The sequence below is a fragment of the Pseudomonas reidholzensis genome (genome assembly GCF_900536025.1).
GTDB lineage: Bacteria > Pseudomonadota > Gammaproteobacteria > Pseudomonadales > Pseudomonadaceae > Aquipseudomonas > Aquipseudomonas reidholzensis.
In genome coordinates this window covers 104,294-130,268 of sequence record NZ_UNOZ01000004.1, presented here as the reverse complement: position 1 = coordinate 130,268, position 25,975 = coordinate 104,294, and the positions used below count along the sequence as shown (strand labels likewise).

The window sequence follows — 25,975 nt, the reverse complement described above, 5'->3', positions numbered from 1 at the left end:
CATGACCACCCCACACCTGATCAAACTGCTCGGCCTGTCCGCCGCCCTCCTGGCCATCAGCCAGGGCGTGCGCGCCGACGAGGTCCAGGCGCCGAGCTTCAGCGCCGAGCCTTGCTGCCAACTGTGCCCCGAGGCACATGACGCGAGCCGCTACACCACCCGCTACCAGCAGAACTTCACCACCCTGGTGCAGGCGCAGGGCGACTGGCTGTTCCGTACCCGCGAAGACTTGCGCACCGAGTTCACCACCAGCGCCGCCGGCTACCAGCGCCTGCAGCAGGTGCACGACGCGTTCAAGAAGCGCGGCGTCGAACTGGTGGTGGTCTACCAGCCGACCCGTGGCCTGGTGAACCGCAACATGCTCAAGCCGCAAGAAAAAGCCGCCTTCGATTACCAGAAGGCCGTGAGCAACTACCAGGCCATGCTCCAGCGTTTCGCCAAGATGGGCTACGCCGTGCCGGACCTCTCGCCGCTGACCAACGAACAGCTGGCGGCGGCCGACCAGGGCAAAGACTTCTACTTCCGCGGCGACCAGCACTGGACCCCGTACGGCGCCGAGCGCGCGGCCAGGATCGTGGCTGACACGGTGCACAAGATGCCGGCCTTCGAGGGCATCCCGCGCAAGGAATTCGAGACCCACAAGTCCGGCCGCATGGGCAAGACCGGCACCCTGCACAACGTCGCCGGGCAACTGTGCAACACCAGCTACGCGGTGCAGTACATGGACCAGTTCGCCACCGAACCGAAAGGCTCGGCCGGCGGCGGCGACGACCTGTTCGGTGACGGCGGCAACGCCGAGATCACCCTGGTCGGCACCAGCCACAGCGGCAAGAACTACAACTTCTCGGGCTTCCTCGAGCAGTACATCGGCGCCGACGTGCTCAACGTCGCGTTCCCCGGTGGCGGCCTGGAAGGGGCGATGATCCAGTACCTGGGCAGCGAAGAATTCCAGGCCCATCCGCCGAAGATCCTCATCTGGGAATTCTCCCCGCTGTATCGCCTCGACCAGGAAACCATCTGGCGGCAGATCCTCGGCCTGCTCGACGACGGCTGCGACGATCGCCCGGCGCAACTGAGCGCCAGCGCCACCCTCAAGCCCGGCACCAACGAGCTGATGGTCAACGGCAAGGGCGGCGTCATCAAAGACCTGGTCAACCGCAACCTGCAGATGGACATCAAGTTCGAAGACACCTCGGTCAAGGTCCTGCAGGCCACCTTGTGGTACCTCAACGGCCGCCACGAGGACATCAAGATCGAGAAACCGGAGACCTCCGACACCGACGGGCGCTTCGTCTTCCAGCTGCGTGAAGACGAGGACTGGGCCAACCAGAACCTGCTGGCGCTGGAAGTCCAGGGCCCGGAAAAAGGCACCCAGAAAGTCGAGGCCAAGCTCTGTAAACGCAACAACTTCGCCAGCCCCGCGCACACCGCGCAAGCTGGCCAGTGAGGCGAATCATGACCAAGACCCGGACCCGCACACCCTTCGCACCCGCCCTGCTCGCCCTGGCGCTGTTCGGCGGCGCCGCGCACGCGGCGCTGGTGCCACCGCAGGGCTACTACGGCGGCATCGAGAAGCTCAAGAGCACTGACGGCAAGTTCCGCTGCGAAGCCGCGCCCACGCCGTACACCGGCCCGCTGCAGTTTCGCAGCAAGTACGAAGGCTCGGACAAGGCCCGGGCGACCCTCAATGTCGAGTCCGAGCAGGCCTTTCGCGACTCCACCGAGCAGATCACCACGCTCGAGCGCGGCATCAGCAAGATGGTCGGCCAGTACATGCGCGATGGCCGCCCGGCCCAGCTCGACTGTGCGTTGACCTGGCTCGGCACCTGGGCCCGCGCCGACGCCTTGATGTCGACCAACTACAACCACACCGGCAAGTCCATGCGCAAATGGGCGCTGGGCAGCATGAGCGGTTCGTGGCTGCGCTTGAAGTTCTCCAACTCGCAGCCGCTGGCGGCGCACCAGGCCGAGGCCGAGGTGATCGAGAAGTGGTTCGGCCGCCTGGCCGAGCAGACCGTGCGTGACTGGAGCGACCTGCCGCTGGAGAAGATCAACAACCACAGCTACTGGGCGGCCTGGTCGGTGATGGCCACCGCCGTGGCCACCGACCGCCGCGACCTGTTCGACTGGGCGGTGAAGGAATACAAGGTCGGCGCCAACCAGATCGACGAGCAGGGCTTCCTGCCCAACGAACTCAAGCGCAAGCAACGCGCGCTGGCCTACCACAACTATGCCCTGCCGCCGCTGGCGATGATCGCCAGCTTCGCCCAGGTCAATGGCGTCGATGTGCGCGGTGAGAACAACAACGCCTTGCAGCGCCTGGGGCAGAAAGTGCTGGCCGGGGCCAGGGACCCGAGCGCGTTCAAGCAGCGCAATGGCGAGAAGCAGGACATGAAGGACCTGAAGATCGACAGCAAGTACTCCTGGCTGGAACCGTACTGCAGCCTCTATCAGTGCAACGGCGACACCTTGCAGCGCAAGCGCGGCATGCAGCCGTTCGACAGTTTCCGCCTGGGCGGCAACCTGACCCGGGTCTATGACCCGAGTGCGCAAACCAACAAGTAACAAAAATCCCTGTGGGAGCGGGTTTACCCGCGAAGAAGACACCGCGGTGTCTGGCAAGGGCTTCGCCCTTGTTCGCGGGTAAACCCGCTCCCACAGGGTTCTCGGTGATCCTTCGCTTCGGTGGGGGGTTTGGGGGGCGCTTTGCCCTGGATGCTGTGAACAAATTAGGAGAACCGGGATGGTCTTCTCGTCAAACGTGTTCCTGTTCCTGTTCTTGCCGATCTTCCTCGGCCTGTATTACTTGAGCGGGCAACGCTATCGCAACCTGCTGCTGCTGGTCGCCAGCTACATCTTCTACGCCTGGTGGCGGGTGGACTTCCTCGCGCTGTTCGCCGGGGTCACCCTGTGGAACTACTGGATCGGCCTCAAGGTCGGCGCCGCCGGCGTACGCACCAAGCCGGCCCAGCGCTGGCTGCTGCTCGGCGTCGGTGTCGACCTGGCGATCCTCGGCTACTTCAAGTACGCCAACTTCGGCGTCGACAGCCTCAACGCGATCATCGCCTCGTTCGGCCTCGAGCCGTTCATCATCACCCACGTGCTGCTGCCGATCGGGATCTCGTTCTACATCTTCGAGTCGATCAGCTACATCATCGACGTGTACCGCGGCGACACCCCGGCCACCCGCAACCTGATCGACTTCGCGGCGTTCGTGGCGATCTTCCCGCACCTGATCGCCGGCCCCGTGCTGCGTTTCAAGGACCTGGTCGACCAGTTCAACAACCGCACCCACACCCTGGACAAGTTCTCCGAAGGCTGCACCCGCTTCATGCAGGGCTTCATCAAGAAAGTGTTCATCGCCGACACCCTGGCGGTGGTCGCCGACCACTGCTTCGCCTTGGAAAACCCGACCACCGGTGACGCCTGGCTGGGCGCCCTGGCCTACACCGCACAGCTGTACTTCGACTTCTCCGGCTACAGCGACATGGCCATCGGCCTCGGCCTGATGATGGGCTTCCGCTTCATGGAGAACTTCAAGCAGCCGTACATCAGCCAGTCGATCACCGAGTTCTGGCGGCGCTGGCACATCAGCCTGTCGACCTGGCTGCGCGACTACCTGTACATCACCCTGGGCGGCAACCGCAAAGGCACCTTCAACACCTACCGCAACCTGTTCCTGACCATGCTCCTGGGTGGCCTGTGGCACGGCGCCAACATCACCTACATCCTCTGGGGCGCCTGGCACGGCATCTGGCTGGCGATCGAACGCGCGCTCGGCCTGGACACCAACCCGCAGCGCTTCAACCCGGTCAAGTGGGCGTTCACCTTCCTCCTGGTGGTCACCGGCTGGGTGATGTTCCGCGCCGAGAACCTGGATGTCGCAGGGCGCATGTACGCCGCCATGTTCAGCTTCGGCGAATGGCAGCTGTCGGAACTCAACCGCGCCAACCTCACCGGCCTGCAAGTGGCGACGATGTTCATCGCCTACGCGACCCTGGCGTTCTTCGGCCTGCGCGACTTCTACCGCAATGCCAAGCCGACGCCCACGGCGACCCCGGTACAGATCAACGCGGACGGCTCGATCGGCCTGGACTGGACCCGGGTCATGGCCCGCGCCCTGGTACTCCTGCTGTTCGTCGCCTCGGTGCTGAAGCTCTCGGCGCAGAGCTACTCGCCCTTCCTCTACTTCCAGTTCTGAGGCACGGATGACCATGACCCGGACATTACGCATCACCTATTCGCTGACCTTCCTCGGCCTGCTCACCGGCCTGGGCGTGTGGTCGCTGAGCGGCGCCTCGAGCTTCCAGCGCACCGAGCAGATGACCGTGCTCAACGGCAAGCTGGCCAAGGCCGCCGAGACCCACTACGACGAGCAGTTCCCGATCAAGCGCATCAGCACCAACCTGTGGGCGGCGCTGGACTTCAAGCTGTTCAACGAAGGCCGCCCCGGCGTGGTACTGGGCCGTGAGCAGTGGCTGTTCAGCGATGAAGAGTTCAAGCCCACCGCCGGTGCCGAGCAACTGACCGAAGAAAACCTGGCGCTGATCCGCGGCGTGCGCGACACCCTGCAGCGCCAGGGCAGCCAGCTGGTGCTGGCGATCATCCCGGCCAAGGCGCGGATCTACTCCGAATACCTCGGCCAGGAGGCACCGGCCAGCCTGCACGACGACCTGTTCAACCAGTTCCATGCCCAGGCCCGCCAGGCCAACGTGTTCGCCCCCGACCTGCAGGCGCCGATGACCGAGGCCAAGGCCCGCGGCCAGGTGTTCCTGCGCACCGACACGCACTGGACGCCAATGGGCGCCGAGGTCGCGGCGCAGGCCGTGGCCGAGGCGGTAGCGCGGCAGAAGCTGCTCAGCGGCGAGCCGCAGGCGTACATCACCGAGGCGGGCAGCAGCGCGCCGTACAAAGGCGACCTGACCAACTTCCTGCCGCTCGACCCGCTGTTCAGCGACTTGCTGCCGGCGCCGGACACCCTCCAGCAACGCACCACGCGCCCGGCCCAGGCCGAGGGCGACGGTGACGGTGACGACGCGCTGTTCGCCGACAGCCAGATCCCGGTCGCGCTGGTCGGCACCAGCTACAGCGCCAACCCGCACTGGAACTTCCTCGGTGCGCTGCAGCAAGCGCTGCACAGCGACGTCGCCAACTACGCCGAAGACGGCCACGGGCCGTTGCTGCCGATGCTCAAGTACCTGCAAAGCGATGCCTTCAAGAACGCCGCGCCACAAGTGGTGGTGTGGGAATTCCCAGAACGTTATCTGCCGATGAAAAACGACCTCAGCGGGTTTGATCCGCAGTGGATCGCCCAGCTGAAAAACACCCGTAAATCCGAAGAAAACCTGGCCCTGTCGTCCAACCGGGCGAACCCTTGAAAGAGAGGAACACGCACATGAACCATAAGCCATCTTTTGCCAAAGCCCTCACCCTCGCCGCCGGGCTGTCCCTTTCGGCACTGGCCTCGGTACAGGCCTTTGCCGGCGCCGATGCGGCGCTGTACGGCCCGAGCGCGCCTAAAGGCTCGACCTTCGTGCGCCTGTACAACGCCACCAGCGCACCGACCGCCGCCAGCGTCGGCAACACCCAGATCAAGCAGGTCGGCGCCCAGGCCAGCAGCGATTTCAGCTTCCTCCCGGGTGGCGACTACACCGCCCAGGTCGCCGGCAAGTCGGTACCGGTCAAGCTGGCCTCCGACAAGTACTACACCTTGGTCAACAACAACGGCGGCAACCCGCAACTGATCGAAGAGCCGCCGTTCAAGAACAAGCAGAAAGCCCTGGTGCGGGTGCAGAACCTCACCGACCAGTCGCTGACCCTGAAGACCGCCGACGGCAAGACCGAAGTGGTCAAGCCCGTGGCCGCCAACGGCCGCGGCGAGCGCGAGATCAATCCGGTCAAGGTCAACCTGGCCCTGTACCAAGGCGACAAGAAAGTCGGCGACGTCAAACCCGTCGCCCTCGAGCGCGGCGAAGCGGCCGTGCTGTATGTCACCGGCTCCGGCAGCAGCCTGGCGCCGGTGTGGGTAACCCGTCCCGTGACTAGCAACTGATCACTGCCTCTATCAACCTTTGGAGAAACATCATGATTCCGGTAATTCTTTCTGGTGGTAGCGGTTCGCGTCTGTGGCCTCTGTCGCGCAAGCAGTTCCCCAAGCAGTTCCTGGCCCTGACCGGCGAGCACACGCTGTTCCAGCAGACCCTCGAGCGCCTGGTGTTCGACGGCATGCAAGCGCCGATCGTGGTCTGCAACAAGGACCACAAGTTCATCGTCCAGGAGCAACTGGGCGCGCTGAACCTGCAGACCCAGGCGATCCTGATGGAGCCGTTTGGCCGCAACACCGCACCGGCGGTGGCGATCACCGCCATGAAGCTGGTCAACGAAGGCTGCGACGAGCTGATGCTGGTGCTCCCGGCCGACCACGTGATCGATGACCAGAAGGCCCTGCAACGCGCCCTGGCGCTGGCCACCGTGGCCGCCGAGCGTGGCGAGATGGTGCTGTTCGGCGTGCCGGCGACCAAGCCGGAAACCGGCTACGGCTATATCCGTTCGAGCCAGGATTCGCTGCTGCCCGAAGGCGTCGCCCGTGTCGCGCAATTCGTCGAGAAGCCCGACGAGAAGCGCGCCACCGAGTTCGTCCGCGCCGGCGGTTACTTCTGGAACAGCGGCATGTTCCTGTTCCGCGCCAGCCGCTACCTCGAAGAGCTGAAAAAGCACGATCCGGACATCTACGACACCTGCCTGCTGGCGCTTGAGCGCAGCAGCGAAGACGGCGACACCCTGAGCATCGACGAAGCCACCTTCGCCTGCTGCCCGGACAACTCGATCGACTACGCCGTGATGGAAAAGACCCAGCGCGCCTGCGTGGTGCCGCTGTCGGCCGGCTGGAGCGACGTGGGTTGCTGGTCGTCGCTGTGGGACGTGCACGAGAAGGACGACAACGGCAACGTCACCAAGGGCGACGTGGTGGTGCAGGACAGCCGCAACTGCATGATCCATGGCAACGGCAAGCTGGTGTCGGTGATCGGCCTGGAAAACATCGTCGTGGTCGAGACCAAGGACGCCATGATGATCGCCCACAAGGACAAGGTCCAAGGCGTCAAGCAGATGGTCAACACCCTCGACAAGCAGGGCCGCAGCGAGACCCAGAACCACCTCGAGGTGTACCGCCCGTGGGGCTCGTACGACTCGGTGGACATGGGCGGCCGCTTCCAGGTCAAGCACATCACCGTCAAGCCCGGCGCCAGCCTGTCGCTGCAGATGCACCACCACCGTGCCGAGCACTGGATCGTGGTCTCGGGCACGGCCGAGGTGACCTGTGACGAGAACGTGTTCCTGCTGACCGAGAACCAGTCGACCTACATCCCGATCGCCTCGGTGCACCGCCTGCGCAACCCGGGCAAGATCCCGCTGGAGATCATCGAAGTGCAGTCCGGCAGCTACCTGGGCGAGGATGACATCGAGCGCTTCGAGGACGTTTACGGGCGTAGCGCCACGCCGATCGAGCGGGGCGTTTCGGTGAAGACCATCGCCCAGTAAGGCGACCTGCAAAAAAAGCCCCGCAGCCGGTAACGGCGCGGGGCTTTTTCATGGCTGCGGATTAACGCTTAAAGCTTCAGGTCGACACGACCGTCGTGCATTGTGTAAAGCGTCCCGTTGTAATCGAACGACAGTGCGAAGTCGAAGGACAACCCTTCGCCAGGCACCCAATTCATCCGGGTGATGGATACGTCTCGCGCCAGATAGCCTCCATTGTCAACGGTAGCAAAGGCACGCGTGATCTCGGGAAGACCCTGCTCGTCGTATGTCACAAAGAATGCTGCTCCGAGCCGCCACACCCCGCCCACAAGATCCAGCGTCTGCCTCGCCTCAATAAAACTTGGACGCTCCCGATCATCAAGCACCAGCGTAGTGGTACCGATTCGGGTATTGCCTCTGAGTGCGGGTGCGATAATGGCACACGCGGTACTTGCGGTCTGGGCTTGCAGCGCCTGCGAGCAATCGCTCACGACAAGATTGAACTCACCGCCGGTGACAGTAAACGCCTGGCCGTTCTCATCCTTGCCACTGAACTCGAACTTGCCCGTGAGCGTACCGTCGGTCCTGTTCCACTTCAGGCCCTGGACACGGCCCGCTTCGGCAACGCCAGACTGGTCACCGCCGAGGTGGGCGGATACCCCTCCCTGGCCTACCAGATGGTCGCCATCCTCGATGTCCAGAGGAAAACCGATGTAGACGAAGCTTTCACCCTCTTGCATCAGTTTACGAATGCCCATCACACCGCCGAGTGTGTCGAACACGACCACTTCAGCCACAAACGGTTCGCCCGTCGGCAGGGTCGCAACCACACAACCTTTTGCATTGTCCGCAATGCAATCAAACGTATCCAGATTCATCTTGCTACTCCACCCGCGGTAACTCAGTGATAACCCTGCAGGACACCGCGATGCTGAGGGTTAGATCGTCGTGATGCGCACTCACGGTAAGGTCAAGGTCGTAACGGCGGTACTGCAAGAACTGCTAGGATGGGCAAATCAGCGTATCCAAGGTTTTCCTCGATGATCATCGGCGCCCTGCTCATCCTTACCTGGCTGGTCTTGCTGTTGCGCTACCCCGCCAAGGCGCTGCCGATCTCCCTGGCCGCGGTGCTCGGCCTCGGCCTGGTGGCGCTGTGGGTCGCCTGGCAGGACACCCGCGAGTCCTCGCAGCTGGCCCACCTTGACCTGCGTCTGACCTACGCCCCCGAGCAATGCCCGGCCGACCGCAGCCTGCGGGTGACCATGAAGAACGGCAACAAGGCGCCACTCACCGAACTGCGCTGGCGCGTCGGCGCATATGCCCCGGGAGACTCGGTCAACCTGGCCGAAAATACCTACAGTGCGCCGCGCTACCGCGGGCCCGGCGATCTGCAGCCGGGTGCCGAGTGGAGCGACTGCCTGCCGCTGCCGCCACTGCGCTCGGGGTATCGCCCGCAGACGCTGGAGTTTCGCGCGGAGCATCTGCAAGGTACATTCGCCAATTGATCGGTTGCCTGGGCCGGCCTCTTCGCGGGTAAACCCGCTCCCACAGGTACTGCGCAGAACCTGGGAACAGCGGGGATCCTGTGGGAGCGGGTTTACCCGCGAAGAGGCCAGCATCGGCGACACACAACTCACCTGCTGACTGGACTCCCTTATGCTCACCGTTCTGATCACCGGTTGTTCCAGCGGTATCGGCCGCGCCCTGGCCAACGCCTTTCGCGATGCCGGCCACGAAGTCTGGGCGACCGCACGCAAGCCCGCCGATGTCGCGCAGCTCGCAAGCGCAGGCTTCGCCGCACGGCAACTGGACGTCAACGACCCCGACGCCCTGGCGCGCCTGGCCGAGGAGCTGCAGGACCGCCACGGCGGCCTCGACATGCTGATCAACAACGCCGGCTACGGCGCCATGGGGCCGCTGCTCGACGGCGGCGTCGAGGCCATGCGCCAACAGTTCGAAACCAACGTGTTCGCCGTGGTCGGGGTGACCCGCGCGCTGTTCCCGCTGCTGCGGCGCAACCGCGGCCTGGTGGTGAACATCGGCAGTGTCTCCGGGGTGCTGGTGACACCGTTCGCCGGCGCCTACTGCGCCTCCAAGGCGGCGGTGCACGCGTTGAGCGACGCGCTGCGCCTGGAGTTGGCGCCGTTCGGCATTCGCGTGATGGAAGTGCAGCCCGGGGCGATCGCTTCGCAATTTGCCAGCAACGCCCAGCAGCAGGCGGCGCAGGTGCTGGCGGCCGAGTCGCCGTGGTGGCCGTTGCGCGAGCATGTGCAGGCGCGGGCACGGGCGTCGCAAGACAAGCCGACACCGGCCGCCGCGTTTGCCCAGGGCGTGCTGGCGGCGACGCGCAAGTCGCCGGTGCCCGCGCTGGTGCGCCTGGGCAATGGCAGCACCGCGCTGCCGTTGCTGGCCCGCCTGCTGCCGCAACGCGTGCTCGACAAGGTGCTGCGCAAGCGCTTCGGGTTACTCCGGCCGCTGTGAGTCGGTAGTCGCCAGCGCGACTACCCGATCCGCCACCGCCGGCCCCGGCAGCACCGCGTCGAAGGTGACGCCGGTGCCCGCCAGGGTCTCCCCCAGCCCTCCCGCATCAGGCTCGCCAAGGACCATCAACCGCCCCCACTTGCGCTGTGCCATGCCCTCGGCGTAATGCTCCGCCAGGCGCACCGCGAGGGATGGGCTGGCCGCATAAATACCCAGGTGGTTGACCAGGATATCGGTGTGCGGCACCCGCTCGATCAAGGTCTGGGTGCCCTGCTCGGTGTTGAGGTCGGCGGCGATGCCGATGATGCGCGCGGCGGGGTGTTGCGCGCGAACCTGCTTGAGCGCCTGATCGACCCGCGCCTGGGTGCGGCCATTGAGCACCACCTCGGCGCCCGCCTGGGCCAGGCCGATGGCGATGGCCAGGCCAATGCCAGCGGTGGAGCCGCAGACCAGGGCGCGCTTGCCGTTGAGGGAGATGGACATCGGTGGCTCCTGGGCTGAACGTCAGCGTGTCACGGTCGGCTCATCGAAGGCCTGCCAACCGCCACCCAGCGCCTTGTACAAGCCGACCATGGCCTGCGACACCGCCGCCGAGCTCTCGGTCCACTGCTCTTCACTGGCGAGCAATGCCGACTGCACCGTCAGCACGTTGAGAAAGTCCACCGCGCCCTCGACGTACTGACGCTGAGCGGTCTCCAGGGCAATGCGGTTTTCACGGACCGCCTCGGCCAGGTGATCGCGGCGCAGCTGGCTGGCGTTGTACAGGCGCAGCACATCGTCGATCTCATGCCAGGCACTGAGCACCACCTTGCGGTAGTTGAGCGCCGCTTCCTGCTGCTGCGCCTCGCGCAACTGCAGCGTGCCCTTGAGCCGCCCACCCTCGAAAATCGGCAGTGACAGCTGCGGGCCGAAGGCGAACCGGCGCGAATCCCAGGCCCCGAAATCCGCCAGTTGCAAGGCCTGGAAACCGACGCTGCCGGACAAGCGAATGCTCGGGTAGAAATCGGCCTTGGCCACGCCGATGCTGGCCGTCGCCGCATGCAGGCGAGCCTCGGCCTGGCGGATATCCGGGCGTCGTTCGGCCAGCTCGGACGGCACGCCGATGGCAAATTTCTGCTGCGGCGTCGGCAGCTCGGCGCTCGCCAGCAATTCGTTTTGCAGGCTGCGCGGCGGCTCGGCGGCGAGCAGGCTGAGGGCGTTGATCAGGTCGTCGCGGCGCGCCTCGAGGGTCGGCAGGCGCGCTTCGATCGAGGCCACCTGGGCAGCGGCCTGGGCCACATCGAGCCGGGTCGCGACGCCTTCGGCCTGGCGGTCCTGGGACAACTGCAAGCTGTGCCGGGCCACCTTGAGGTTGTCTTCGGTGACCTGCAGCGTGTGCTGCACGGCGCGCAGCTGGATGTAGTTGCCCGCAGTCTCCGACAGCAACGCCAGGAGCACACCGCGACGGTCATTTTCGGCCACGGCCACGGACGCATCGGCGGCCTCGACCTGACGCCGTACCCGGCCCCACAGGTCGAGCTCCCAACCCGCGACCAGGTCGCCCTGCCAGAGGTTGTACGCCGACTTGCCGGCGTTGCCGGACGGGTCGCTGAGGCCTTCGGCACTGTTGCGGGCCCGGCTGTAGCCGCCATTGATGTCTACCGAAGGCGCCTCGTCGGCGGCGACGGTGCCTCGCAGTGCGCGGCTTTGCAGCAGGCGCGCAGTGGCCATCTGCAAGTCGAGGTTGCGCTCGGCGACGCGCTGGATCAGCGCACTCAGCTTGGCGTCGTGAAAGCTGTCCCACCAGCGCAGCTCCAGTGCTTCGGCGACCGGCTGGCTGGCGGCGGCCTTGCCCTGCACCGGCGCCCAGTCGGCCGGTGCCTGGCTGTCGGGGCGCTGGAAGTCCGGCCCCAGGGTGCAACCTGCGAGCAGCACGGCCAGCAGCAACGGGCTCAGACGTGATAACGGTTTCATCGTGCGCTGACCTCTTTGCCTTCGAGCGTGTCGCCGTGGGTGTCGATGGTCGCGACCACCGACATGCCGACACGCAGGCGCTGCAGCAGCGGTTGGCCGTCATCGAAGACGATCTTCACCGGGATCCGCTGGACCACCTTGGTGAAGTTGCCGGTGGCGTTGTCGGGCTTGACCGCGGCAAAGGTCACCCCGGTGGCCGGCGCGATGCTCTCGACATGGCCCTTGAGGGTTTCACCGGAGAAGGTGTCGACGCTGATGCTCACCGGCTGGCCAGGTTGCACGTGGGTCAGCTGGGTCTCCTGGAAGTTGCCGACCACGTAGGCCCGATCCAGTGGCACCACCGACAACAGCCGCGCACCCGGGTTGACGTAGGCACCGACGCGCAAGGCGCGCTCGCCGACCATGCCGTCGACCGGCGCGGTGATGCGCGTGTACGACAGGTCCAGCTGGGCTTTTTCTACCCCGGCTTCGGCGCGCTTGAGCTGGCCATCGGCGCTGGCCACCTGGGCGGTGAGGATGTCCACTTGCTTGCGCGTGGCGAGCAGCGCCGCCTGGGTGTTGGCCAGCCGCGCACGCGCCTGGTCGACCCGGCTGCGCGCCTGCTGGGCGTTCTGCACGGTGCCTGCGCCCTGCTCGGCGAGGCGGCTGTAGCGGTTGACCTCATGGTCGGCAAAGGCCGTTTCGGCCTGGGCCGCCTTGACCGCCGCCTCGGCCTGGGCGATCAACGCCGCCTGGCGTTCGAGGGTCGCGCGGGCATCGGCGCTTTGCGCCTTGGCCACCAGCAACTGGGCTTCGGCGGCGTCCAGCGCGGCCTGGTAGTCACGGGCATCGAGGGTCGCCAGCAACTGGCCGGCCTGCACCGGCTGGTTGTCCTCGACCAGCACCTCCTTGATGAAGCCGGCGACCTTGGGCGCGACCACGGTGTAGTCGGCGCTGACGTAGGCGTCGTTGGTGCGCTGCTGGTGGTCACTGCCGAGCATCCAGGGGCCGACCAGGCCGGCCAGCACGGCCACGGCGATGACCGAGCCGATGACGAGTGTCTTGCGAGTGTGGGTCATTTTACTGTTCTCGAATTCATCCAGGGGTCAGGCCACCGCACGCGGCGGGTAGACCCGAGTGGGCACGAAAGGAATAAGGCAGATAAGGGCCACGGCGACACACGCCATGACCAGGTAGAGATCGGCCGAGGTCAGTACCAGGGCCTGTTGATGAATCCGTTGGGCCAGGCCCGCCGCGCGATCGTCGATCAGCGGCGCATTGCCCAGGCTGTCGACCAGGTGGTTGGAATGGAAATGCCGGCGCAGCGTGCCGAGCGCGTCGAGCAGGCCAGCGGCGATCACCGCCGACAGGCCTTTGACGGTGTTGAACCAGGCCGAAGCGAACGGCCCTTCCTGCGGGCTCATGCCATTGGTCGAGAGCATCAGCAGCGGCAGCACGGCCATTGGCTGGCCAAACACCTGCAACAGGTAGAAGCCGTAGAAGTTGTCGCGAATCCACACCGAGGTGAGCAGGCTGCTGCCCACGCACGACACCGCCAGCATGCCCAGGCCGAGCGCCAGCACCCAGCGGCAGTCCACCGCACGCAGGTTGCACAGCGCGGCGGTGAGCGGCAGGGCGATCAGTTGCGGCATGGCCACCAGCATCATCAGCGGGCTGGTCTGCGCGGGGCGGTAGCCCTGGATCTGCGCGAGGTAGGCCGAGGGGATGGTACCCACGCCGGAGAGCACGATCAGCACCCCGGCCAGGGTCACCAGGGCAAAGCTCAGGTTGCGCCGCGAGAGCATGCGCAGCTGGAAGAACGGCACCGCTTCGGACCATTCGTTGTACAGGAACAGCACCAGCAACAGCAGGCCACCGCCGAGTAGCCAGCAGATCAGCGTCGAGTCGAACCAGCCCCAGCGGTCGCCCAGCGACAGGCCGAGGACGATGCTGCTGAGGGCCGGCAGGCCGAGCAGCACGCCGCGCCAGTTGAACTGCTGGAAGCGCTCCAGGCGCAGTGGGTCTTGCGGCAGGCCCCAGGCCACGCAGCCCATCGCCAGCAGCGACGGCAGGATGATCTGCCAGAACGCCCACTGCCAGCCGACGTACTCGGTCCACAGGCCCGCCAGCGGCGTGCCGAGGTTGGGCCCGAAGGTCGCGGTCAAGGCGTAGCAGGCCAGGCCGTAGACCTTGATCCCCGGCGGCAGGAAGCGCAGCGCCACGCTCATCAGCATCGGCGGCAAGGCGCCCGAGGCCAGGCCCTGGAGCACGCGCAGGAGCATCAGGCTGTGCAGGTTGGGCGCATACGGCTGGAGCAGGCCGAGCACGGCGAACAGGCCGATCGCGCAGAGGGTGAAGCGGCGCAGCGAAAAGGTCGTCGCCAGCCAGGGCGAAAAGGCCATGGCCGACACCGAGGCCGCGGCGTACACCGCCAGCAGCCAGGCGCCCTCGTCGGCGCCGATGCCCATGGCGCCACGGATGTCGTTCAGCGAGATCTTCGTCACCGACTCGTTGAGGCCGGCGCAGAGTACGGCCAGCAGCACGCCGAACAACCCGACCACCACCCGCAGGCCGAACGCCGTTTGCGCAGGCGCAGCGGCCGCAGGGGCGGCGCCGAGCGCGGCAGGTGGGGCGGTGAGCGAAGTCATGGGACGGACATCTCCAGCAACAAATTGGGCTGGAGGGATTTTAGAAAGCTTGAATGCTTACGAAAACTGACTTATCAGCAGGTTTAGATTGCGTCAGACGCAATCCGGATAGTCCGCGTCGTCCTTTTCGCGGGTAAACCCGCTCCCACAGGGTCTGCAGCTGGGCATCCATTTTGTGCCCGACGCGGCCCCTGTAAGAGCGGTTTTACTCACATACAGGATCTTCGCCAAGACATCCATTTTGTACCCGACGCGGACCCTGTGGGAGCGGGTTTACCCGCGAAAAGGGCGATACCGATCTCAAGGATCAACCTGGCAGCAAGCCTTCAACGTCTGCCGCAACCAGCGATGCGCCGGATCATTGTGAAACCGCGGATGCCACGCCTGCATCACGTTCACCCGCTCCAACGGCACCGGGATCTCGAACGAGCGCAGCGGCAGCCCGAGCCGGGCGACACTGTTGAGGATATTCGCCGGCATCGGCAGGATCAGGTCCGAGTCCGGCAGCGAGAACAGTGCCGAGTGAAAACTCGGGGTGATCAACGCCACCCGCCGTTCCACCTTGAAGTTGGCCAGCTCGGCATCGATCGGCCCATTGGCCCGCCCGCGCCGCGACACGCTGATCTGCGGGTACTCGGCGAACCGCGCCGGGGTGATCTCGGCCTCGAAGATCGGATGATCACGCCGCGCCAGCCCGACATAGTAGGTATGGAACAGGGTCTGCACCTTGATCTCCGGCGGCAGGTCGATGCTCGAGCTGATGATCAGGTCGGTGCGCCCATCACGCAGCACGATGTCGTCGTCACCCCCGCCGCTTTCCGGCACGAAGCGCAGCACCGTGCGCGGCGCCTGCTCGTGCATCATGCGCAGCAGCTGGGCGCCATACAGGGCAATGAACAGGTCGTTGGTGCGGATATTGAAGGCCCGGTCGAGGTGGAGCAGGTCAACATCCTCGGCGCTGCGAAACACCTGCCCGGCCTGCTCGACCAGTTGCCCGACCTGCTCGCGCAGGGCCAGCGCCCGCGGCGTCGGCACCAGGCCACGGCCGGCACGCACCAGGATCGGATCGCCCAGCGCCTCGCGGATGCGCCCCAAGGTCCGGCTCATCGCCGCCGGGCTCAGGTTCATGCGCTGCGCCGCGCCGACCACGCTGCCCTCGTCGAGCAGGGCATCAAGGGCGACCAGCAGGTTCATGTCCGGGAGTTGCATGGCTGTTTTCCGTGACCGCTGTGGGAAGGTTGATGTTAACAGGTCGCATGATTGCGCCAGACGCAACGACGCCGTGCGTGCCGGGCTATTTATCCCGGACAGCTAATAGGCCTTAAATGATGCATGGGCAGTGCTGGCGTATTCGCGGGCAAGCCCGCTCCCACAGGGACCGCGCTGTTCTGAAGGTTTGCGCGGTCCTGTAGGAGCGGGCTTGCCCGCGATGAGGCCAGCACTGCCACCGACAATCCAGCCCACCGAGGAGCCTGCATGCCCCGCCCCGTCCTGATCGCCATCGACGCCTCCCCCGCCACCAGCGCCCTGCTGGCCCTCGCCCAGCGCTACTGCCACCCCGACGAGCACGCACTGCACGTGCTCCTGGCCATCGACTCGACCTTCGCCGTGCACGGCCAACCCGCCCCGTACACCGCCGGCGAACTCAGCGAATACCCCGCCGCCTGCGAAGAGCAGCAACTCGCCGAACGCGCCATCGCCCACGCAGTGCAGACCCTGCGCGATGCTGGCTTCACCACTCAGGGCAGCACACTCGCCGCCGAGCCGGTGGATGCCATCGTCGACACGGCCAAGGCACTGGACTGCGAGCTGATCATCATGGGCCACCGCCACCTGTCACGGCTGGGGCGACTGCTGGATCCGTCGGTCAGCGGGAAGGTGATTGATCGGGTGGAGATTCCGGTGCTGGTGGGGGCTACTGTTTAGCCTGTCACCTGCTTTTGCAGCGTCCTCAAGATCGAGCGCCGCCCGCGCGGCGCTTCGCGAGTAAACTCGCTCCCACATTTATTACATCGTGCCATGGCCTGACAGCCCCCAAGCGTAGCCCTTGTTTGTCCGGCGAAAATCTTGAGCCGACCCAAATGGCCTTCCTGCAACCTTTCGCCTTGCACCAAGGCTGGCAACTCCTCTTTCACAGGCCATGGTGCGTTGCAACAAATGTGGGAGCGAGTTTACTCGCGAAGCGCCGCGCGGGCGGCGCTCGATAGTGAGAGCGCTAGAGAAGCTGTGACATGCACCCGGCAGCCCACAACCATTACAACCCAGCTCACCCCTCACTCGGCTTGACCACCACCGTACACGTCGTCCCCGCCGCCAGCAAAAACCCTTCCGGTACCGCATCGATGTGAATCCGCACCGGCACCCGCTGGGCCAGGCGCACCCAGTTGAAGGTCGGGTTGACGTCGGCGATCAGCTCGCGGCTCTGCGGGTTGTCGCGGTCATAGATGCCGCGCGCAATGCTCTCGACATGCCCGCTGAGGCGCTCGCCACTCATCATCTGCAGCTCGGCCTGATCACCCACCTTCACGTGTGGCAGCTTGGTCTCTTCGAAAAACCCATAGACCCAGAACGAGCTCTCATCGACCACCGCCATCACCGCCTCCCCGGTGCGGGCATAGTCGCCGCGGTGCACATTGAGGTTGGTCACGTAACCATCGACGGTGGCGAGGATGCGCGTGCGCTTGAGGTTCAGCTCGGCCGCGGCCAGCTGCGCCTGGGCCTGCTGGTAATCGGCCTGGGCCGCGTTGGCGATGTTGCTGGCGTCGTCGCGGTTCTCGCGGGAGATCACCAGGTTGTCCAGGTCGGCACGGCGCTTGGCGTTGACCTTGCGCATCTCCCAGGTGGCCTTGCGCGAGGCCACCAGCGCCTTGGCCTGGTCGACCGCGACCTGGTAGTGCTCGGGGTCGATCTGGATCAGTACATCGCCCTTCTTCACCCGCTGGTTGTCGTGCACCGGCACATCGCTGACATAGCCTGGCACGTCGGCCGCGACGTTGATGATGTCGGCGCGCACGCGGCCGTCGCGGGTCCATGGGGTGGTCATGTAGTGCAGCCACAACTGGCGGCCGATGGCCACGGCCGCCAGCAGCACCAGCAGGGTGGCGATCAGGCTGAAGAACTTTTTCATCGAAGGTTTCTCACCAGTAGACAGTCAGCGCCAGGGCGCCGAAAAGGCAGATGAACAGGCACAGGCGCAACAACGCCGGGTGCCAGAAGAAGCGGTAGCCGTCGTGGCTGGCGATAAAGCGGTCGAGGCCCCAGGCCAGGCCCGCGGCAAACAGGAACATCAAGGTCATGGTCGGCATGTACACGCCATGAAAGGCGATCTCACGGGGCATCAGTGCAGTCCTTTGGCCGGGGCCAGCGGCGATTGGGGGTCGAGCAGCGAGCTGCGGATGAAGTGCAGGTAGCTTTGTGTGCGGCGCAGTACCGAGGTGTCGAAGTGGCGGGCGAACGGTTCGTCGGTGGCCTGCACGCGGCTGATCGCATGGTCGACCGCGACCAGCGCGCGCTCGTGGTTGCTGGCGCTGGGCTGCAGGAACAGCCGCGCCAGTGCCCGGCCCATCACGCGGATCGCCTGGCGCCAGGGCTGCGACTCGGCATAGGCCGGGTGCACCGGGGCGCGGGCCTGCTCCTTGCGCAGTTCGATGATGGCGTGGCCGACTTCGAGCACGACGAACATCCAGCCCATCAGCTCGCTCTGCACCTGCGGCTTGCCGGCCGCCAGGCCATAGGCCTGGTGCAGCAGGTCGCGGGTGCGGCTTTCGAACGCCGAGCCGAGCCCGCGCAGGCGCCCGCCGATGGCGAACAGCACCTGCTCGCGCAGGTCGCGCTGCAGGCGGCTCCACAGCCAACGGCTGTTGGGCGGCAGGATGATCGCCCCGGCGGCGGCGCAGACCAGCATGCCGATGACCATGCCGATGTAGTCATTGATGAAGGTGTAGGGGTCGTACACGGTGAGGTTGTTGGGCACCGAGCCAATCGCGAAGAACACCAGCAGGCCGATGCCGTAGCCGGCGTACGCCGGGCGCGACGAGAGAAACGCGCCGAGCACGAATACCGGCGCCAGGACCATGCACAGCAGCGGGAAGCCGTCGATCCAGGGGAACACGAAAAAGGTTTCGAAGAAGCCGATGAAGGCGCCGATCAGCGTCCCGCAGGCCATCTGGAAGGACATCCGCTTGGGGTTCGGCGAGGCCGCCGAGAGGCCGACGGTCACCGTGGCGATCAGGGTCATCATCGCCCCGCTCGGCCAGTCGCTGAGCAGCCAGTAGCTGCCAAGCAGGAGCAACACCGCCGAGGCGCGCACGCCAGCGGCCAGCGACACCAGCCAGCTGGTCTGCGACACGTAGGGCTCGTCCCACTGCTCAAGCGGGTGGTTGTGCGCCGACAGCGAGGCGTGGGTCTGGGCGTAGCTGAACATCTCGTCGACGAAGCGGTAGAGCAGCTCGAAGGCGGTGTGAAAATCGAGCAGGTCGCTGTCGCTGGGGTCGGTCTCCAGGTACTCGGCGCGCAGGCTGCGCACCTGCGCCTGCAGGCCTTCTTTATAGGCGGCCAGTTCGAGGGTCAGGCGCAGCGCGTCGGCGTCGGTGAGGGCCCGGCCGACGTAGGGTTCGAGCAATTCTGCCAGCGTCTTCAGGCCGGGCTCGATGGCGCCGACGATCTGCAGCGGGCCCCGCGCGCGCAAGCGCTCGAGCAGGCGATGGAGGGCGTTGAAGCGGGTGGTGATGGCCATGAACTCGCTGTTCATGCGCACCAGCCGGCCGCTGCGCCGACGCATGTGCGGGTCTTCGAAGGCGGTGACGTTGCGCAGGCTTTCCAGGCCCACCGCCTCGGCGATGAAGCGCACGTTGCTGGTCTCGAAGCGGTCACGCTGGCTGTCGCCGCGCAGGGCTTCGACGACCACCCCGGCGAACACCCCGAAGCGCTGGTAGAGCGCGTTGCGCATCGCGGCGCTGGCCGATTGCGGCAGGATCGTCGCGCTGACCAGGGTCGACACGAGGATCCCCAGGGAGATCTCCAGCACCCGCCAGACGGCGGCCATGAACGCCTGGTCGGGGTGCTCGAGCACCGGCAGGCCGATCATCGCCGCGGTATAACCGGCCAGCACGAAGCCATAGGCGCGAAAGGTCCGGTAGCGCATGGCGCCGGCTGAACACAGGCCGACCCACACCGCCAGGCTAGGCAGAAACAGCTCACTGTTCTGCGGAAACAGCGCAATCAGCGCGACCATCATCGCCGAGCCGGCCAGGGTGCCGAGCACCCGGTAGAAGCTCTTGGCGAAGACGTGGCCGCTCTGCGGCTGCATGACGATGAACACGGTGATCATCGCCGTGCGCGGCTGCGGCAGCTCCAGGCGCATGGCCAGCCAGAGGGTGATGAACGCGGCGGCCAATACCTTGAAGATATACACCCAGGTGACCCCGTCGGTGCGCGCCCAGGCAAAGAAGCCGCGGCGCCACTCGAGGCTGTGCAGCCAGCGCAGGGTCAGGCTTGCGCTGCTCATTGGGCGGCGCCCGAGTGGTCGAACACGGCCAGCGTGGCCGGGGTTTTCGGCGCGGCCTGACGCTCGTCGGCCGGGGCATCCTGGCCGGCCTGCAAACCGCCACCGAGGGCGGTGACCAGCTCCGCATGGGCGGTCAGGCGCGCCGCCTGGACCTGCTGCTGGACTTGCTGCTGGCGGAACAGCAAGGTCTGCGCGTTGAGCACGTTGAGGTAGTCGGTGAGACCACGCTGGAAGGCCACCAGGGCGATATCGTAGGTCTTCTGCGCGGCGGCCACCGACTCGGCGGCGAAGTGCGCCTGCTGCTGCATCGATTCGCGGCGGATCAACTGGTCGGAGATGTGCTTCAGCGCACCGACCACCGTCTGGTTGTAACGCGCGACGGCGACGTCATAGCCGGCCGAGGCCACGCCCAGTTGCGCGCGCAGGCGGCCGCCATCGAAGATCGGCAGGCTCATGGCCGGGCCGACGTTGTAGTTGAACTTGCGCCCGGTGAGAAATTCTAGCGCACCACCGCCGGTGGCCATGAAGCCCAGGCCGCCGACCAGGTCGACATTGGGGAAGAAGCCGGCATGCGCGACGTCGATGCCGCGCGCCTGCGCCGCGACCTGCCAGCGGCTGGCGACCACATCCGGGCGCTGGCCGACCAGTTCGGCGGGCAGTGCCGACGGCAGCGTGAGCGGCGCACCGAGGGTGAGGGTCGGGCGCTGCAACTGTGCGCCCTCGCCCGGGCCTTTACCGGCCAGCGCCGCCAGCTGGTTACGCGCCAGGGCGATTTCTTCGTCGAGCGCGTCGAGCTGGCGATGGGTCTCGGGCAGCGGTGCTTCAGCCTGGCTGACCTCGAAATGGGTGCCGATGCCGCCGTCCAGGCGGCGCTTGGCCAGGCTGACGATCTGCGCCTGCTGCTCGAGCTCGGCCTTGACGATGTCACGCTGGGCGAAGTGCAGGGCCAACTGGATGTAGACCTTGACCAGGTTGTTTTCCAGTTCCAGCTGAGCCTGGCGGGCTTCGGCCACGCTCATGTGGGCGAGGTCGACCGCCTGCTCGCTGGCGTTGCGCTCACGCCCCCAGAGGTCGAGGGCGTAGCTCAGGCCGAGCGCGGCATTGTTGTCCCAGGTGTTGGCGCCCGACAGCGCGCCCGGGCCGTAGAACTGATCCTCCGGCCAGTTGTGCCGCTTGAGCGTGGCCTGGCCATTGACCTGCAGCTGCTCCGCCGACTCGAGCACGCCGGCCATCGCCTTGGCTTCGCGCACCCGTGCCGCGGCCATCGCCAGGCTCGGGCTGCCAGCCAGGGCCAGCGCCACCCAGCGGTCGAGCTGGGCATCGCCATAGGCGTGCCACCACTGTTGGTCTGGCCAGCGGGCGTCGCCGGCGGCCTCGCGGATGGCGTGATCGGGGGTCAGGGTATTGGCGTGCAGCGTCTCGCTTTGCGGGGCGATGCCCCAGGTTCCGATACAGCCAGACAAGGTCAGGCTAAGGGCACAGGCACTGAGCGCCTTCAACGCTCTGATGATGCGACGCGGCACAGCTGCGATTTCCCGAGGAAGAGGTGAATGAGGCCGAGCAATTCTAGGGGGCCGCCGCACTGGCGATAAGCGCATAATCCTGCGAATCTTTGTTACCAAAACAGCGATAATCCGGCTTTGGTCGAAGGAACAAATCCGCCACTTCATGTCACAATTTCGGCCTCTATCTTGAGAGTGACCCATGGACACCCTGCAAAACATGCGTGCTTTCAGTTGCGTCGCCCAGCTCGGCAGCTTCACTGCCGCCGCCGCGCAGCTGGATACCACCACCGCGAACGTGTCGCGGGCGGTCTCCAACCTGGAAGCCCATCTGCAAACCCGCCTGCTCAACCGCACCACCCGGCGCATCGCCCTGACCGAGGCGGGCAAGCGTTACCTGATGCGCTGCGAGCAGATCCTCACCTATGTCGAGGAAGCCGAAGCCGAGGCCAGCGACGCCCACGCGCGCCCGGCCGGGCAGTTGAAGGTGCATTCGATGACCGGCGTCGGCCAGCATTTCGTCGTTGACGCGATTGCCCGCTACCGTGAATCGCATCCGGACGTGACCTTCGACCTGACCATGGCCAACCGCGTGCCGGACCTGCTCGACGAGGGGTACGACGTGTCCATCGTGCTCGCCAGCGAGTTGCCCGACTCCGGCTTCGTTTCGCAGCGCCTGGGCATCACCTACAGCATCGTTTGTGCGTCCCCTGAGTACGTGGCCAAGCACGGCATCGCGCAAAAGCCGGTCGACCTGCTCAAGCACGCCTGCCTGCGCATGGTCAGCCCGGTGATCCCGCTGGAGAAGTGGCTGTTCGACGGGCCCGAGGGGCAGGAGCTGGTGAACATCACCAGCGCGCCGTTCCAGGTCAACTCGGCCGACGCGATGAAGACGGCGATCCGCAGCGGCATGGGGGTTGGGGTGTTGCCGATCTATTCGGCGATCGACGGCTTGCGCGATGGCAGCATCGTGCGGGTGATGCCCGACTACCGCCTGCAGGAGCTGAACCTGTACGCGATCTACCCGTCGCGGCAGTACCTGGATGCCAAGATCAAGACCTGGGTCGAGTACCTGCGCAACTCGTTGCCGGAGATTCTGGCGGCCCATGAGGCTGACCTGAAAACCCATGAGTTGCTGATCGCCAACTGAAAAAGCTGCTGCATTGGGGCGGGGGACAATGGTAGGTTGCTATCCATTAACCCCGCGCCTTGCAGAGAGTTGCCGATGAAAAAGACCGTCCTGGCTTTCAGCCGCATCACCCCGCCCATGGCCGAGCGCCTGCAGCACGACTTCAACGTGATCGTCCCGTCGCCCAAGCTCGGCGACATCGCGGCCCAGTTCAATGAAGCCCTGCCCGAGGCCCATGGCCTGATCGGCGCGGGCCGCAAGCTCGGCCGCAGCCAGCTCGAAGGCGCGGCCAAGCTCGAAGTGGTGTCCAGCGTTTCGGTCGGCTACGACAACTACGACGTCGACTACTTCAACGAGCGCGGCATCGCCCTGACCAACACCCCCGACGTGCTCACCGAAAGCACCGCCGACCTGGGCTTCTCGCTGATCATGGGCTGCGCCCGCCGCACCGCCGAGCTGGACGCCTGGACCAAGGCCGGGCAGTGGCAGGCCACCGTCGGCCCGGACCGTTTCGGCAGTGATGTGCACGGCAAGACCCTGGGTATCATCGGCATGGGCAATATCGGCGCAGCCGTCGCCCGGCGTGGGCGCTTGGGCTTCAACATGTCGATCCTGTATGCCGGCAACAGCCGCAAGCAGGCGCTGGAACAGGAGCTCGGCGCGCAGTACCGCAGCCTCGAGCAACTGCTCGCCGAGTCGGACTTCGTCTGCGTGGTGGTGCCGTTGTCCGACGCCACACGCAAGCTGATCGGCGCACGTGAGCTGAAGCTGATGAAGCCCAGCGCCTACCTGATCAACATCGCCCGTGGGCCGGTGGTGGATGAGGCGGCGCTGATCGAGGCGCTGCAGACCGGCACGATTCGCGGCGCCGGGCTGGATGTGTACGAGAAGGAGCCGCTGAGCGAGTCGCCGCTGTTCAGCCTGCCGAATGCGCTGACCTTGCCGCACATCGGCTCGGCCACCGCCGAGACCCGCGAAGCCATGGCCAACCGCGCGATCGACAACCTGCGCGCAGCGCTGCTGGGTGAGCGGCCACGCGACCTGGTGAACCCGCAGGTGTGGAAGGGCTGATCGTTCTTCACTGAATGTACCGACCTCTTCGCGGGGCAAGCCCGCTCCCACAGGATTTCTGCTGACCGGAAGAGCGGCGCTATCCTGTGGGAGCGGCGGTGCGCCGATGCGACTTGCCCCGCGAAGAGGCCGACAAGGTCACCTCACAACGGCTGCCCCTTGCACCCTGCTTGCCTTGGGCTTGCGAAACACCAACACATTGCCCGCCATCACCGCGACCAGCCCAGCCAGCGCCGGCGCCGTCCATTCATAGCCCTCGGCAAACGCCGAAACGTTCAGCGCCACCAACGGGAACAGCACCGTGCAATACGCCGCGCGTTCCGGCCCCATGCGCCCGACCAGGGTCAGGTAGGCGGTAAAGCCGATCACCGAACCTGGGATCACCAGGTACATCAGCGAGCCCAGGTAGCGGCTGTTCCACTCCATGGTGAAGGGAATGCCGCTGACCAGGCAGTACACCGACAGCATCGCCGCGCCGTAGACCATGCCCCATGCATTGGTGGTCATGGGTTTGAGCCCGGCTTTCTGCTGCATGCTCGAGAGCATGTTGCCGGCCGAGAAGCACAGCGTGCCAAGCAGCGCCAGGCCCAGCCCATAAAGGGTTTCGCGGCTGGCGGCATGGCTCGACAGCTCCGGCGAGAACAGCAGGCCCAGGCCAAGCAAGCCCAGGGCGCCGCCGGCCAGCACGTTGCTGGCGATCCGCTGACCGAAGAACACCCGTGCATTGAGCGCGTTCCACAGGGTCGCGGTGGAGAACACCACGGCGATCAGGCCGCTGGCGATCCACTGGCTGGCGGTGAGAAAACACATGAAGTTGACGCAGAACAGGCACACACCCTGGGCCAGGCAGATCAAGTGACCACGCCGGTTCATCGGTTGCAGCCGGCGGGTGAGCAGGAGGATGGCGAACAGGATCAGCCCCGCCAGGGCGAAGCGGTAGACGATCGAGACCGGGATGGCGACCACCCCCAGTTGCAGTTTCAGGGCGATCCAGGTGGTGCCCCAGATGAGCACGGTGAGCAGGTAGAGCGAGAGGTTCATGGCGGGAGACTCTGAAGACGTGCCAACAGTGTCGAACCTCGAATGACCGGTGCGCTTGCACAAACTTGCGCTTTTCCATCGGCAACGGCTGTCATCGCCGTGCGGGCGCAGTAGGATGGCATTCAGAGGAATCACTCATGTCGCCACTCAGCCAGCTGCACGTCTTCAATGCCATGCACGCCTCCCCCCATGCCCGCCTGGAGCACAGCGCGCAATTGGGCGACGGCCTGGCCGCGGCGTTGTGGAGCAACCGCGACGACGCCCGCGACTACCAGGCGCCCAGCCATCACACCCTGTCGTGCTACATCGCCGACGGCACCGGCACCTTTCGTCGCCAGCGCCCGTCGGCCAAAGGCGCGCCCGACAAACTGTGCATCATGCCGGCCGGCCACGAGTCGAACTGGGTGGTCAACGGCGCCATCCGCCTGGCCCACCTGTACATCGACGAAGCGCAGTTCGCCCTCGGCTGCATTCGCCTGCTCGACCGCGAACCGCGCGAGATGCAGCTGCGCGAAGCGACCTTTCTCGAAGACCCGCAACAGGCCCGGCGTTTCCGCGAGCTGATCGCGCTGGAGTGGGCCGAGCCCGGCGAGCGCCTGCTGGCGAGCAGCCTGGCCCACGCCATCGTCGACCACGCCGTGCTCAGCCAGGCCGGCCTGCGCCAGGGCTTGCGCCTGAAGGGCGGGCTGGCGCCGAGCCTGCGCCGGCAACTGGTCGACTACATCGAAGCGCACCTCGACCAGCCGATCACCCTGGGTGACCTGGCGCTGCGCTGCAACCTCTCCGAATACCACTTCGCGCGGATGTTCCGCACCAGCTTCGGCCTGCCGCCGCACCAGTACCTGCTGGCCCGCCGGCTGCAACGGGCCTGCCAGCTGCTACGGGTGGGCGAGCTGCCGCTGGTGCAGGTCGCCCTGCTCTGCGGCTTCGCCAGCGCCAGCCACTTCAGCAACCGCTTCCGCCAGTCTCTGGGCGCAACCCCCGGCGACTACCGCGCGGCCTTCCGGCATTAGACCCCGGCCTTTTATGTGGGCGCTGCGATGGCTGGGGCCGCTTCGCAGCCCTTTCGCGACACAAGGCCGCTCCCACAGAGACCGCGCAGTTTTACAGACTTGCCGGGTAACTGTGGGAGCGGCCTTGTGTCGCG

The 25,975-nt window shown here is 65.9% G+C and carries 23 protein-coding genes; 12 read left to right on the top strand and 11 right to left on the bottom strand.

The window, feature by feature from the left end:
* The first annotated feature begins 1 nt into the window (after position 1).
* The 6 genes from CCOS865_RS05045 (at position 2) to CCOS865_RS05015 (ending at position 7,539) form a co-directional block, all read left to right on the top strand.
* Positions 2 to 1,447 carry an alginate O-acetyltransferase gene (locus CCOS865_RS05045; protein WP_119138483.1) on the top strand — a complete coding sequence of 482 codons (1,446 nt, stop codon included), beginning with the start codon at positions 2 to 4 and terminating at the stop codon, positions 1,445 to 1,447.
* Positions 1,448 to 1,455: 8 nt separating this feature from the next.
* Positions 1,456 to 2,565, top strand: a complete 1,110-nt coding sequence (locus tag CCOS865_RS05040; protein ID WP_119138481.1) for a mannuronate-specific alginate lyase — start codon at positions 1,456 to 1,458, stop codon at positions 2,563 to 2,565.
* A 178-nt stretch (positions 2,566 to 2,743) separates the two neighbouring features.
* Positions 2,744 to 4,201, top strand: a complete 1,458-nt coding sequence (locus CCOS865_RS05030) for an MBOAT family O-acyltransferase (protein ID WP_119138479.1) — start codon at positions 2,744 to 2,746, stop codon at positions 4,199 to 4,201.
* Between the two features lie 13 nt (positions 4,202 to 4,214).
* Positions 4,215 to 5,378, top strand: a complete 1,164-nt coding sequence (locus CCOS865_RS05025) for an alginate O-acetyltransferase (RefSeq protein WP_119138617.1) — start codon at positions 4,215 to 4,217, stop codon at positions 5,376 to 5,378.
* Positions 5,379 to 5,395: 17 nt separating this feature from the next.
* Positions 5,396 to 6,052 carry an alginate O-acetyltransferase AlgF gene (locus tag CCOS865_RS05020; protein ID WP_119138477.1) on the top strand — a complete coding sequence of 219 codons (657 nt, stop codon included), beginning with the start codon at positions 5,396 to 5,398 and terminating at the stop codon, positions 6,050 to 6,052.
* A gap of 32 nt (positions 6,053 to 6,084) precedes the next feature.
* Positions 6,085 to 7,539, top strand: a complete 1,455-nt coding sequence (locus tag CCOS865_RS05015) for a mannose-1-phosphate guanylyltransferase/mannose-6-phosphate isomerase (RefSeq protein WP_119138475.1) — start codon at positions 6,085 to 6,087, stop codon at positions 7,537 to 7,539.
* Positions 7,540 to 7,607: 68 nt separating this feature from the next.
* Here CCOS865_RS05015 and CCOS865_RS05010 read toward each other — a convergent pair whose 3' ends face one another.
* Positions 7,608 to 8,396, bottom strand: coding sequence for a hypothetical protein (locus CCOS865_RS05010; protein WP_119138473.1), 789 nt, complete (start codon positions 8,394 to 8,396; stop codon positions 7,608 to 7,610).
* Positions 8,397 to 8,558: 162 nt separating this feature from the next.
* Between CCOS865_RS05010 and CCOS865_RS05005 the strand changes: the two genes are divergently transcribed.
* Entirely contained in the window at positions 8,559 to 9,023 is a 465-nt protein-coding gene (locus CCOS865_RS05005; protein WP_119138471.1) for a multidrug transporter, read from the top strand.
* Positions 9,024 to 9,174: 151 nt separating this feature from the next.
* Positions 9,175 to 9,999 (top strand): SDR family oxidoreductase, encoded by an 825-nt coding sequence (locus tag CCOS865_RS05000; RefSeq protein WP_119138469.1) that lies wholly within the window; start codon positions 9,175 to 9,177, stop codon positions 9,997 to 9,999.
* Here the strand turns inward: CCOS865_RS05000 and CCOS865_RS04995 are convergent.
* The 5 genes from CCOS865_RS04995 to CCOS865_RS04975 all read right to left on the bottom strand — a co-directional run bounded on the left by CCOS865_RS04995 (position 9,982) and on the right by CCOS865_RS04975 (position 15,788).
* Positions 9,982 to 10,482, bottom strand: a complete 501-nt coding sequence (locus CCOS865_RS04995) for an SDR family NAD(P)-dependent oxidoreductase (protein ID WP_119138467.1) — start codon at positions 10,480 to 10,482, stop codon at positions 9,982 to 9,984. The two genes, CCOS865_RS05000 and CCOS865_RS04995, sit on opposite strands and share 18 nt — an antisense overlap.
* A gap of 21 nt (positions 10,483 to 10,503) precedes the next feature.
* Positions 10,504 to 11,952 carry an efflux transporter outer membrane subunit gene (locus CCOS865_RS04990; RefSeq protein WP_119138465.1) on the bottom strand — a complete coding sequence of 483 codons (1,449 nt, stop codon included), beginning with the start codon at positions 11,950 to 11,952 and terminating at the stop codon, positions 10,504 to 10,506.
* Positions 11,949 to 13,010, bottom strand: coding sequence for an HlyD family secretion protein (locus CCOS865_RS04985; protein WP_119138463.1), 1,062 nt, complete (start codon positions 13,008 to 13,010; stop codon positions 11,949 to 11,951). The genes CCOS865_RS04990 and CCOS865_RS04985 overlap by 4 nt, the downstream gene beginning before the upstream one ends.
* Positions 13,011 to 13,037: 27 nt before the next feature.
* Positions 13,038 to 14,579 (bottom strand): MFS transporter, encoded by a 1,542-nt coding sequence (locus CCOS865_RS04980; protein WP_119138461.1) that lies wholly within the window; start codon positions 14,577 to 14,579, stop codon positions 13,038 to 13,040.
* A 300-nt stretch (positions 14,580 to 14,879) separates the two neighbouring features.
* On the bottom strand, positions 14,880 to 15,788 hold the full coding sequence (locus tag CCOS865_RS04975; protein WP_119138460.1) for a LysR family transcriptional regulator: 909 nt from the start codon (positions 15,786 to 15,788) through the stop codon (positions 14,880 to 14,882).
* A 267-nt stretch (positions 15,789 to 16,055) separates the two neighbouring features.
* On the opposite strand from CCOS865_RS04975, the gene CCOS865_RS04970 reads away from it, so the two are divergent.
* Complete coding sequence (locus tag CCOS865_RS04970; RefSeq protein ID WP_119138458.1) at positions 16,056 to 16,505, top strand: universal stress protein; 450 nt, start codon at positions 16,056 to 16,058, stop codon at positions 16,503 to 16,505.
* A 340-nt stretch (positions 16,506 to 16,845) separates the two neighbouring features.
* On the opposite strand, the gene CCOS865_RS04965 is transcribed toward CCOS865_RS04970, so the two are convergent.
* The 4 genes from CCOS865_RS04965 to CCOS865_RS04950 are packed head-to-tail and all read right to left on the bottom strand — an operon-like array spanning position 16,846 to position 21,608.
* Positions 16,846 to 17,706, bottom strand: coding sequence for an efflux RND transporter periplasmic adaptor subunit (locus tag CCOS865_RS04965; RefSeq protein WP_119138456.1), 861 nt, complete (start codon positions 17,704 to 17,706; stop codon positions 16,846 to 16,848).
* Positions 17,707 to 17,716: 10 nt separating this feature from the next.
* Positions 17,717 to 17,917 (bottom strand): DUF1656 domain-containing protein, encoded by a 201-nt coding sequence (locus tag CCOS865_RS04960; RefSeq protein ID WP_119138454.1) that lies wholly within the window; start codon positions 17,915 to 17,917, stop codon positions 17,717 to 17,719.
* Positions 17,917 to 20,085, bottom strand: a complete 2,169-nt coding sequence (locus CCOS865_RS04955) for an FUSC family protein (protein ID WP_119138452.1) — start codon at positions 20,083 to 20,085, stop codon at positions 17,917 to 17,919. The genes CCOS865_RS04960 and CCOS865_RS04955 overlap by 1 nt, the downstream gene beginning before the upstream one ends.
* A complete protein-coding gene (locus CCOS865_RS04950; RefSeq protein WP_119138450.1) occupies positions 20,082 to 21,608 on the bottom strand; it encodes an efflux transporter outer membrane subunit in 1,527 nt (508 codons plus the stop codon). The genes CCOS865_RS04955 and CCOS865_RS04950 overlap by 4 nt, the downstream gene beginning before the upstream one ends.
* A 181-nt stretch (positions 21,609 to 21,789) precedes the next feature.
* On the opposite strand from CCOS865_RS04950, the gene CCOS865_RS04945 reads away from it, so the two are divergent.
* Together CCOS865_RS04945 and CCOS865_RS04940 are read left to right on the top strand one after the other, a co-directional pair.
* On the top strand, positions 21,790 to 22,737 hold the full coding sequence (locus CCOS865_RS04945) for a LysR family transcriptional regulator (protein ID WP_119138448.1): 948 nt from the start codon (positions 21,790 to 21,792) through the stop codon (positions 22,735 to 22,737).
* 75 nt (positions 22,738 to 22,812) lie between these two features.
* Entirely contained in the window at positions 22,813 to 23,787 is a 975-nt protein-coding gene (locus tag CCOS865_RS04940) for a 2-hydroxyacid dehydrogenase (RefSeq protein WP_119138445.1), read from the top strand.
* A gap of 138 nt (positions 23,788 to 23,925) precedes the next feature.
* Here CCOS865_RS04940 and CCOS865_RS04935 read toward each other — a convergent pair whose 3' ends face one another.
* The gene (locus tag CCOS865_RS04935) at positions 23,926 to 24,828 is read right to left on the bottom strand and encodes a DMT family transporter (protein ID WP_119138443.1); all 903 of its coding nucleotides are present in this window, start codon (positions 24,826 to 24,828) and stop codon (positions 23,926 to 23,928) included.
* 137 nt (positions 24,829 to 24,965) lie between these two features.
* Between CCOS865_RS04935 and CCOS865_RS04930 the strand changes: the two genes are divergently transcribed.
* Positions 24,966 to 25,841 carry a helix-turn-helix domain-containing protein gene (locus CCOS865_RS04930; protein ID WP_119138441.1) on the top strand — a complete coding sequence of 292 codons (876 nt, stop codon included), beginning with the start codon at positions 24,966 to 24,968 and terminating at the stop codon, positions 25,839 to 25,841.
* Positions 25,842 to 25,975: the final 134 nt, after the last annotated feature.

Excerpts from the sequence above, each read along its gene's own strand:
- CCOS865_RS04965 (WP_119138456.1), bottom strand. The coding sequence starts at position 17,706 with ATGAAAAAGTTCTTCAGCCTGATCGCCACCCTGCTGGTGCTGCTGGCG.
- CCOS865_RS04945 (WP_119138448.1), top strand. The coding sequence starts at position 21,790 with ATGGACACCCTGCAAAACATGCGTGCTTTCAGTTGCGTCGCCCAGCTC.
- CCOS865_RS05015 (WP_119138475.1), top strand. The coding sequence starts at position 6,085 with ATGATTCCGGTAATTCTTTCTGGTGGTAGCGGTTCGCGTCTGTGGCCT.
- CCOS865_RS05010 (WP_119138473.1), bottom strand. The coding sequence starts at position 8,396 with ATGAATCTGGATACGTTTGATTGCATTGCGGACAATGCAAAAGGTTGT.
- CCOS865_RS04960 (WP_119138454.1), bottom strand. The coding sequence starts at position 17,917 with ATGCCCCGTGAGATCGCCTTTCATGGCGTGTACATGCCGACCATGACC.
- CCOS865_RS04985 (WP_119138463.1), bottom strand. The coding sequence starts at position 13,010 with ATGACCCACACTCGCAAGACACTCGTCATCGGCTCGGTCATCGCCGTG.
- CCOS865_RS05025 (WP_119138617.1), top strand. The coding sequence starts at position 4,215 with ATGACCCGGACATTACGCATCACCTATTCGCTGACCTTCCTCGGCCTG.
- CCOS865_RS05030 (WP_119138479.1), top strand. The coding sequence starts at position 2,744 with ATGGTCTTCTCGTCAAACGTGTTCCTGTTCCTGTTCTTGCCGATCTTC.
- CCOS865_RS04990 (WP_119138465.1), bottom strand. The coding sequence starts at position 11,952 with ATGAAACCGTTATCACGTCTGAGCCCGTTGCTGCTGGCCGTGCTGCTC.
- CCOS865_RS04955 (WP_119138452.1), bottom strand. The coding sequence starts at position 20,085 with ATGAGCAGCGCAAGCCTGACCCTGCGCTGGCTGCACAGCCTCGAGTGG.
- CCOS865_RS05045 (WP_119138483.1), top strand. The coding sequence starts at position 2 with ATGACCACCCCACACCTGATCAAACTGCTCGGCCTGTCCGCCGCCCTC.
- CCOS865_RS04970 (WP_119138458.1), top strand. The coding sequence starts at position 16,056 with ATGCCCCGCCCCGTCCTGATCGCCATCGACGCCTCCCCCGCCACCAGC.
- CCOS865_RS05000 (WP_119138469.1), top strand. The coding sequence starts at position 9,175 with ATGCTCACCGTTCTGATCACCGGTTGTTCCAGCGGTATCGGCCGCGCC.
- CCOS865_RS05020 (WP_119138477.1), top strand. The coding sequence starts at position 5,396 with ATGAACCATAAGCCATCTTTTGCCAAAGCCCTCACCCTCGCCGCCGGG.
- CCOS865_RS04930 (WP_119138441.1), top strand. The coding sequence starts at position 24,966 with ATGTCGCCACTCAGCCAGCTGCACGTCTTCAATGCCATGCACGCCTCC.
- CCOS865_RS04975 (WP_119138460.1), bottom strand. The coding sequence starts at position 15,788 with ATGCAACTCCCGGACATGAACCTGCTGGTCGCCCTTGATGCCCTGCTC.
- CCOS865_RS04980 (WP_119138461.1), bottom strand. The coding sequence starts at position 14,579 with ATGACTTCGCTCACCGCCCCACCTGCCGCGCTCGGCGCCGCCCCTGCG.
- CCOS865_RS04940 (WP_119138445.1), top strand. The coding sequence starts at position 22,813 with ATGAAAAAGACCGTCCTGGCTTTCAGCCGCATCACCCCGCCCATGGCC.
- CCOS865_RS05040 (WP_119138481.1), top strand. The coding sequence starts at position 1,456 with ATGACCAAGACCCGGACCCGCACACCCTTCGCACCCGCCCTGCTCGCC.
- CCOS865_RS04995 (WP_119138467.1), bottom strand. The coding sequence starts at position 10,482 with ATGTCCATCTCCCTCAACGGCAAGCGCGCCCTGGTCTGCGGCTCCACC.
- CCOS865_RS05005 (WP_119138471.1), top strand. The coding sequence starts at position 8,559 with ATGATCATCGGCGCCCTGCTCATCCTTACCTGGCTGGTCTTGCTGTTG.
- CCOS865_RS04935 (WP_119138443.1), bottom strand. The coding sequence starts at position 24,828 with ATGAACCTCTCGCTCTACCTGCTCACCGTGCTCATCTGGGGCACCACC.